Genomic DNA, 7,180 nt, shown 5'->3' with positions numbered 1-7,180 from the left:
GTCCCCACCGACACAACCGACAACGACTGAACCAACACCAACCGGGTCAGAATTCAACCGCCCAAAGTGGGTCCGAGTTCAGCCGACGCCGACACTCTCCGTACCGCGACGCTGGTGCGCCCGTACCAGTCACCGAATTCGATCTCGATCGTGAGCTCACCCCGCTCTGCACTGGACCACCAGGTGCGCCAGTCGGGGTCAGCATTGATTGATTCGGCTACGGCAACAGCTGCATCGAAATATGGTGCGGGGATGTCACCGTCTCCGTGTAGCGCGAGGTTGAGCCAGAGCGCGGGCAGTGCGGCTTGTACGTTGCCGATGGCCTTCGGCCGCCGCTCCTGCTGCAGTTTCTGCCCATCCTGATCCCTCGGTCTGCGCACCCGCACAGGCTCGGTCACGACACCTCCAACGCTCGGAACGGTCGGCACCGTCCATCCAACCGTTCCGACCGCCAACCCGGCGAACCTTCGCGGTCACAGCACTAGGCGATCGAGGGGGTTGTCCTCAGCTCGAACTCGATGGGTGTGAGCATGCCGAGTGCGGAGTGCGGGCGAGGCGTACGTCGTCCGCAGGGAGAACCGGCAGTCTCACGTTGGCCCGTGACACTGCCCACGAAGAGCCGGTACCGCCCCAGCGGCGGTCTGGCTCTTGCTGGTTTGCATGGTGCCGATGGCGGCGCGGGGCCGGAGCGGCCGATACCGAAGGCGGTTGGCCATACGTCCAGTGATAGCTGGCCGAACAACGGTTATGGCCGATGCCGTGCCGATGGACGCTTGTGCTCCCGCTCGGCAGCCCGGACGCTCTCCTGCAGTGCTGCCATCAGGTCCAGCGCCGGGGTAGGCTCCGCCGGCTCGACGAGCTCACCGCCGGTGATCTTTGCGTCCACGAGCTGCTCCAGGGCGTGGGCGTAGTCGTCGTGCACCTCGCGCACGTTGATGCCGGTGAGGTCCCGGATCAGCACCTCCGCCAGTTCCAGCTCCCGGTCGGTGACCGGCGTGGAGGGTGCGAGGTCTCCGGGGTCGCGCAACTCGTCCTGCCACAGGAGCGTCTGGAGGATGAGTATGCCGTGGCGGGGGCGCAGCAGCGCCAGGCGCTCTCGGCTGCGCAGGGCGAGTTTGGAGACGGCGACGTTGCCGGTGCGGGCGAGTGCCTCGACGAGCAGGGCGTACGGGCGGTCGGCGTCCGGTCCGGGACCCGCGTAGTACGGCCGTCCGAAACTGATCGGGTCGATGTCCTCGAAGGGAACGAAGCCCAGCACGTCGATGGTCCGCTTTGTGGGCAAGGGCAGGTGTGCGAGGTCTTCCTCCGTAAGCGGCACCATGCGCCCGTCTGCCAGGGAAAAGCCCCTGCCGACTTGTTCGTAGGGGATCTCCCGGTTCTCGGCCTTGCAGAAGCGGCGGTGCTCGACGCGGCTGCCGTCGGCGACATGGATCTCGTGGAGGCGCACGGGATGCTCCACCGTGGCCGCGTACAGCCTGATCGGCAGAGCGACCAGCCCGAACTGGATCATCCCGGACCACACGGCCTTCATGCATCCAGAGTCATTCGCCAGCAGATGGTGCGCATCCCGGTCGCGGGCCGCCCCTCCAGCGGCTGGGTGTTTGGGCTCGCTGGCCCTGGAATGCAAGGCCAACCACGGCTACGCAAGGCCAGCTCCAAGCGTGCACTGACGGTGACCGAGACCTTGCTCGCCTTGCTGTCCAGGCAGGGACGGCGGCCCCTGCCCAGGGCGCTGCGTGCAGGGGCCGTCCATCGCCCTGCGGTCCTGTCACAGCGCAAGGCACTACGACGCTAAAACCCCAGCACCCAACCCCGCCCGCTCGATGCGTCGGCAGGGTGAATGAGCCCCCTCCCCTACGCCCTCCAGCTCCGGTGTGGCGGGGCTGGTCGCGAGGACGACCCTTTCCCATTGGCCCTTGTGCACGAACCGCCAGTAGCGCTCGCAGTCCTGGCGCAGCCGCCGCCGCACGTCGGGGTCGTCGAGCCGGCGCGCTGCGTTCCCGGGGCCGTCGGCCAGCAGCCAGTTGGGTAGCAGCCCGGTGGCCAGCCCGATACCGTGCGGATACGGGGTGGGCTTGATCCAGTTTGACGGACATCCGAGATCAGGGGCTTCGGCCCCGGAAGGATGATGTCCATCATGGAGAGCATGGGGAAGAAGAAGCCGCGTCCTCGCCGCTCGTTCACTCCGGAGTTCAAGGCCGAGATCGTCGAGCTGTGCCAACGCGGTGACCGCTCGGTCGGCCAGGTCGCCAAGGACTTCGATCTGACCGAGACCGCGGTGCGCGACTGGGTCAAGCAGGCTCAGGTCGACAATGGTGAGCGCGACGGCCTGACCAGCAGCGAACGCGAGGAACTGGCTGCCTTGAGGCGGGAGAACCGCCGGCTGCAGGAGGACGTGGAGATCCTCAAGCGGGCCACGGCTTTCTTCGCGAAGGAGACCCGGTGACGGTGCACCCGTTCATCGAGGCGGAGAAGCAGGCAGGTCACAGCGTCAAGCGTGCGTGTGAGCTGATGAAGGTCTCCCGAGCCGCCTTCTACGCCCGCCGCACTGGCACACCCGGCCCCCGGGCCATGCAGGACGCAGAGCTGACCGAGCAGATCACCGCCGTCCACGAGCAGTCCCGGGGCACCTACGGTGCCCCGCGCGTCCACGCCGTCCTCAAGGGTGAGGGCACGGCCTGCGGCCGCAGGCGCGTCGCCCGGCTGATGCGGGCCGCCGGGCTCGCCGGCAGGCACCGCCGCCGACGACACCGGACCACCATTCCCGACCCGCATGCAGCCACCCGCCCCGACCTGGTCCTGCGCGACTTCCGGCCCAACCCGGCCGCAACCGACACCCGATGGTGCGGCGACATCACCTACATCCCCACCGAGGAGGGCTGGCTCTACCTGGCCACCGTCATCGACATCGCCTCCCGCCGGGTGGTCGGCTGGGCCACCGCCGACCACCTGCGCACCACACTGGTCGCCGACGCGCTGCGATCCGCGTGCCGGCGGCGCCGCCCTGCAGGTTCCGTGATCTTCCACTCCGACCGCGGCTGCCAATACACCAGCCATGAATTCGCCCTACTGGCGGACGAGTTGAGTATTCGGCTATCCGTCGGCCGCACCGGCCAGTGCTGGGACAACGCGCTGGCCGAGTCGTTCTTCGCCACCTTGAAGAACGAGCTGATCTGCACCCAGTCCTGGCCGAGCAGGTCCGCCGCCCGCACCGCGATCTTTGAGTGGATCGAAAGCTGGTACAACTTGCACCGACTGCACAGCAGCCTCGGTTACCTCAGTCCCGCCACCTACGAGGCCGCTCTGGCGGCCTGACCACCACACTGATGGTGTCCGTCAAAGCGGAACAAGCTCAAGTTTCGGCAGGCCCATTTCCGCGGACAGTTCCCGCGCCAGCCCGAACAACGCGGCCGAAGAAGCGGCATCCAGTGGCGGACGGTTGATCCCGCCGCTGATCCGCACCTGTACGCCCGCCAGCACCGGCTGCAACGCCCGCACCGCCCGGTCGACGCGGAGCTGTTCCTCCTCGTCCCACACCCGCACGTCGACCTCGACCGCGGCCGCCGCCGCCGGCACGGTATTGACCGTCGTGCCGGCCGAAAGCACTGTCGGCACCACGCTGGTCCCGCGCTCCGGATCGGCGAGCGCGGCGACCGCGAGCACCTGGTGCGCGATCTCGATCCCGGCGTTGATCCCCTTCTCCGGTTCGAGCCCGGCGTGCGCGGCGCGGCCGGTCACCTCGATCCGGTAGTGGGAAACGCCTTTGCGCCGGGTCTTGATCGCGCCGCCGTCCGCCGAGGCCTCCAGCACGAACGCCGCCTCGCAGCCGCGCGCCTCTTCCTCGATCAGCCCTCGCGACGACGGCGAGCCCAACTCCTCGTCGCCAGTGACCAAAATGGACAATCCGGCCCGGCGCGGCAATGCCGCGGCCGCATGCAGCGCCATCACGACGCCCGCCTTCATGTCGAAGCAGCCCGGGCCCCGCAAGACCCCGTCTGCTACGGAAAACGGGTGCGTTTCCAGGGAACCCATCGGCCAGACCGTGTCGTGGTGGCCGAGCAGCAGCACGCGCGCCGGGCCGTCGCCGAATCGCCAGCGCAGATGCGTCCGGCCGTCGAGGACGATCCGCTCCGGCTCCACGCCGAGCAACGCCTTGCCGAGGTCCGCCAGCACCTCGGCGCTGTGCGCCACCGCGTCGAGGTCGGACGACGGGGATTCGCAGCGCACCAACGTTTCGATGTCGGTGAGCAAAGCTTCCAATCTGAATTCCATCATCGTGGCTCCCCCCGCAGCGGCTGGCCAGGGTAGGCGTCGGTGAGCAGCTGCCCGTCGCGGACCACCGGGGTGCCCGCGACGAACAGGTGCCGGACGCCGACCGCGGGCCGGGTCGAATCGAAGTACGTGGCCGTGTCGGTGATGGTGGCGGGGTCGAGGACGACGATGTCCGCGTCCGCGCCGACGTTCAGCCTGCCCTTGGTCCGCGCGCCGGGCGCGACCTCGTCGAGCACCCGCGCGGGCAGGTAGGAGCAGCGCCGGAACGCCTCCAGCCAAGTCCAGAGCCCGGCCTCGCGCACCATCAGCCGCAGCGACTTGGAGAACGTGCCCGCCGTGCGCGGGTGCGTCGCACCGCCAGGGGGCAGCGGCCATTCGGTGGATTCGTTGCCGGCGCCATGCCAGTACACCGGCATGGCGTCGCTCGCGACGATCGAATCCGGGAAGGCGAGCGTCCGGTGCAGCAGGTCCCGGTCCTTCGGGTTCTCCTCGTCGAGGAACTCGAGGATGCACGGCGCACCCGGGTCCTCGGCGCGGACCTGCAGCAGCCGGGCCTCGTCGGCGATCCGCTCGCCGGTCTCCAGCATCAGCACGCGCGTCGGGTCGAGGCCCTTCATCTTGAGCCGCTCGGGCGAAAGGAAAGCCGCGCCGATGCCGGTGCTGCCCGCACCGTAGGGATAGGCCTCGACCGTCACCCGCGACCCGGCCAAACGGCCCGACTCCAGCGCGGCGAGCACCCGGTCGACGTGCCGTCCGGACGTGCTGTTGACGTGACAGTGGTGCATCGCGGCACCGGTCTCGGCCGCGACGATCGCGATCTCCTGCGACCCGTCGACCGGCGTGGCCGGGTCCATCTCGACCAGCTCGCGGACGTGCGTGTACGTGGGCGCCTCGGCCTGCTTGGCCAGCCTTGCCAACGCCAGGAACTCGGCCGGATCGCTGGCCGGGGCGTACCCGAGCAGGACGCCGACGCCGAGCGCGCCCGCCGCCAGCTCACCCTCCACAAGGGACAGCCAGGCGGCCAGTTCGGCCTTCGACGAGGACCGCTGCCAGGCAGGATTGCCGAGCATGGCGAGCCCGGTGTTGATGTTCGCGTCCGGTTCGATGCCGGCGAGGACCTTGGCCCGCGCGGAACCCCAGGAGGCCGAGAAGCCGTAGTGCAGCGGGCGTCCCGCCGCGGCCGCCTCGGCGTAGGCCCGTTCGACGGGCATCATCCCGGCTTCCAGATCGAGCGCCGTCGTGACGCCGTCCATCGCCTGCAGCCGCTGGCCCGCGATGGAGTGCACGTGGCTGTGCAGATCGATGAACCCGGGCCCGACGACGTACCCGGCGACATCGATTTCGACCTGGTCGTCGGCGGCCGGCAGCCCTGGTCCGACGGCGATGACCTCGCCGTCGGAGACCAGCACGTCAGCCGTGCCGTCAAAGCCAGTAGCTGGGTCGATGACGCGACCGCCCCGCAACAGTGTCCGCATGCTTCGCCTCCTAGCCTCGCTGCTGGCGACCCTAGGAGGTTTGCCGTACGGTCCGTTCGTCTCGCGCGAGGAATCCGGGGCGGCAGATCCATCCGCGTACACGAACTCTGCTCCGCCGAGGCTTCCGGTCCGCCGGAGCCGTCATCGGCTCGCCAGAGCCGGCCGCTGTCGATGATGGCATCGTTCGTGTTGATCTCCACGCTGGTGGTGGCTGAGCCGATCCGGTCCGCGGCCGACTCCGAGATCCCAAACAACCAACGCCAACTGTCGCAACGTCAGTTAGTGCGCCAAGACTTTGCTACCGGCAGCACCCGGTCCTCCAACGGCGGACGCAGGGGCGGCCGCCGTTGGACCGCTACGGGGAGATGCTGGAAGCCCTGGTTCGGGAGCACCGAGGCGTCTCCCGCTGCTACTACCTGAATGTGCCGTACGCGGAGACGCTGGTGCGGCACGCGACGAAGCCGGACGCCGAATACCTCGCGCACGTCACAGAGCGGGAGCTCAGCGAGTGGTTCCGCGAACTCGACCTGCTGCCGGATGGAGTTGAGTCCGTCATCGGCGCCGAGAGCTAATTGAAGGAGACGGTCGACTACATCATGCGCGACACCGGGCTTGACCAGTTGCCCGAGCGAGACCTCTGACGTCGCAGGTCCGTCCGATCCTGGCGGTGTTCAGGTTCACGGGCCTGTTCTCTCCGGGGATCGGTGGCCCGCTCGACAGTCCTCGCAGAGCATGTGAATCCAGGTACGGCCCTGCTTGTACGGAGGCGGGGCCGGGGCCGCCGGAACGCGTCGGCGACCCCGCGGGCCGTCTTCCCGCCTGTCTCTGCCTGGATCAGCGGCACAGCGCCGTGTCGACGGCGGCCTCCACCCGCTGGGAGGCCGCACCCGTCGGGGTGGTGGTTACCGCGACGTCGGCGGCACGTCCGTCCTCTGTGACGCCTCCTCGTGTCCGGTATCCCAGGGCGGTTCCGCCGTGACCCCAGTAGACGCCGCCGCATGACAGCGGCGTGCTGGTCAGGCCCAGTCCGTAGCGGACGCCGGGGCCGCGTGCCTCTGCGGGGACGGTGGTGCGCATCTGGGTGAGCTGGGCTGCAGCGCGACCACGGCCGTGAATGCCTTGGTGTTGCTGCCCGCCCGCACCTGCCCGTCCCTGGGTACCTTCGCCCCGGTCCTGAGGTCGCCGACACCTGCGGTGTAGTTACGCATCCGGCCCTCGCGGTCCGCGACGCTCGCCAGCGCAGCGGGCATCTGGTCGTCGACCACCAGGGCGTTCAGGCTGCTTTGAACGGTGTCCGGTCCGGCGGCGGAGGCCGCGGGCGGGAACAGTGCACCGGTGGTCATGACGGCTCCAGTGAGCACGGTCACGGCCAGCAAGGCCTTACGCCCGCCACCTCGCGAAAGAGTGGGACGAAACCTCGGCGATACACGTGC

General features: G+C 69.0%; 7 protein-coding genes and 1 pseudogene. 3 read left to right on the top strand and 5 right to left on the bottom strand.

What is annotated here, in order from left to right; translation table 11 throughout:
- Nucleotides 1-53 precede the first annotated feature (53 nt).
- Both ABZ818_RS42135 and ABZ818_RS42130 read right to left on the bottom strand, forming a co-directional pair.
- Nucleotides 54-398 (bottom strand): hypothetical protein, encoded by a 345-nt coding sequence (locus ABZ818_RS42135; protein ID WP_361427462.1) that lies wholly within the window; start codon nucleotides 396-398, stop codon nucleotides 54-56.
- Nucleotides 399-745: 347 nt separating this feature from the next.
- Nucleotides 746-1,531 carry a Ku protein gene (locus tag ABZ818_RS42130; RefSeq protein WP_361427459.1) on the bottom strand — a complete coding sequence of 262 codons (786 nt, stop codon included), beginning with the start codon at nucleotides 1,529-1,531 and terminating at the stop codon, nucleotides 746-748.
- 606 nt (nucleotides 1,532-2,137) lie between these two features.
- On the opposite strand from ABZ818_RS42130, the gene ABZ818_RS42125 reads away from it, so the two are divergent.
- Both ABZ818_RS42125 and ABZ818_RS42120 read left to right on the top strand, forming a co-directional pair.
- Nucleotides 2,138-2,446 (top strand): transposase, encoded by a 309-nt coding sequence (locus tag ABZ818_RS42125; RefSeq protein ID WP_361427456.1) that lies wholly within the window; start codon nucleotides 2,138-2,140, stop codon nucleotides 2,444-2,446.
- The gene (locus ABZ818_RS42120) at nucleotides 2,443-3,315 is read left to right on the top strand and encodes an IS3 family transposase (RefSeq protein WP_361427453.1); all 873 of its coding nucleotides are present in this window, start codon (nucleotides 2,443-2,445) and stop codon (nucleotides 3,313-3,315) included. Before ABZ818_RS42125 ends, ABZ818_RS42120 begins: the two co-directional genes overlap by 4 nt.
- Nucleotides 3,316-3,336: 21 nt before the next feature.
- On the opposite strand, the gene ABZ818_RS42115 is transcribed toward ABZ818_RS42120, so the two are convergent.
- Both ABZ818_RS42115 and ABZ818_RS42110 read right to left on the bottom strand, forming a co-directional pair.
- Nucleotides 3,337-4,275, bottom strand: coding sequence for a M20/M25/M40 family metallo-hydrolase (locus tag ABZ818_RS42115; RefSeq protein WP_361427450.1), 939 nt, complete (start codon nucleotides 4,273-4,275; stop codon nucleotides 3,337-3,339).
- Nucleotides 4,272-5,849 (bottom strand): amidohydrolase family protein, encoded by a 1,578-nt coding sequence (locus ABZ818_RS42110; RefSeq protein WP_361427447.1) that lies wholly within the window; start codon nucleotides 5,847-5,849, stop codon nucleotides 4,272-4,274. Before ABZ818_RS42110 ends, ABZ818_RS42115 begins: the two co-directional genes overlap by 4 nt.
- Before the next feature lie 245 nt (nucleotides 5,850-6,094).
- On the opposite strand from ABZ818_RS42110, the gene ABZ818_RS42105 reads away from it, so the two are divergent.
- Nucleotides 6,095-6,319, top strand: coding sequence for a hypothetical protein (locus ABZ818_RS42105; RefSeq protein WP_361427444.1), 225 nt, complete (start codon nucleotides 6,095-6,097; stop codon nucleotides 6,317-6,319).
- 262 nt (nucleotides 6,320-6,581) lie between these two features.
- Here ABZ818_RS42105 and ABZ818_RS42100 read toward each other — a convergent pair.
- Nucleotides 6,582-7,090: pseudogene (locus ABZ818_RS42100) on the bottom strand (hypothetical protein).
- Nucleotides 7,091-7,180: the final 90 nt, after the last annotated feature.

It is taken from the genome of Streptomyces sp. NPDC047453 (assembly GCF_040643155.1).
In the GTDB taxonomy this organism is placed as follows: Bacteria; Actinomycetota; Actinomycetes; order Streptomycetales; family Streptomycetaceae; genus Streptomyces.
Note: the sequence above shows the minus strand (reverse complement) of the source record. Positions and strands in the feature narration are given on the sequence as shown.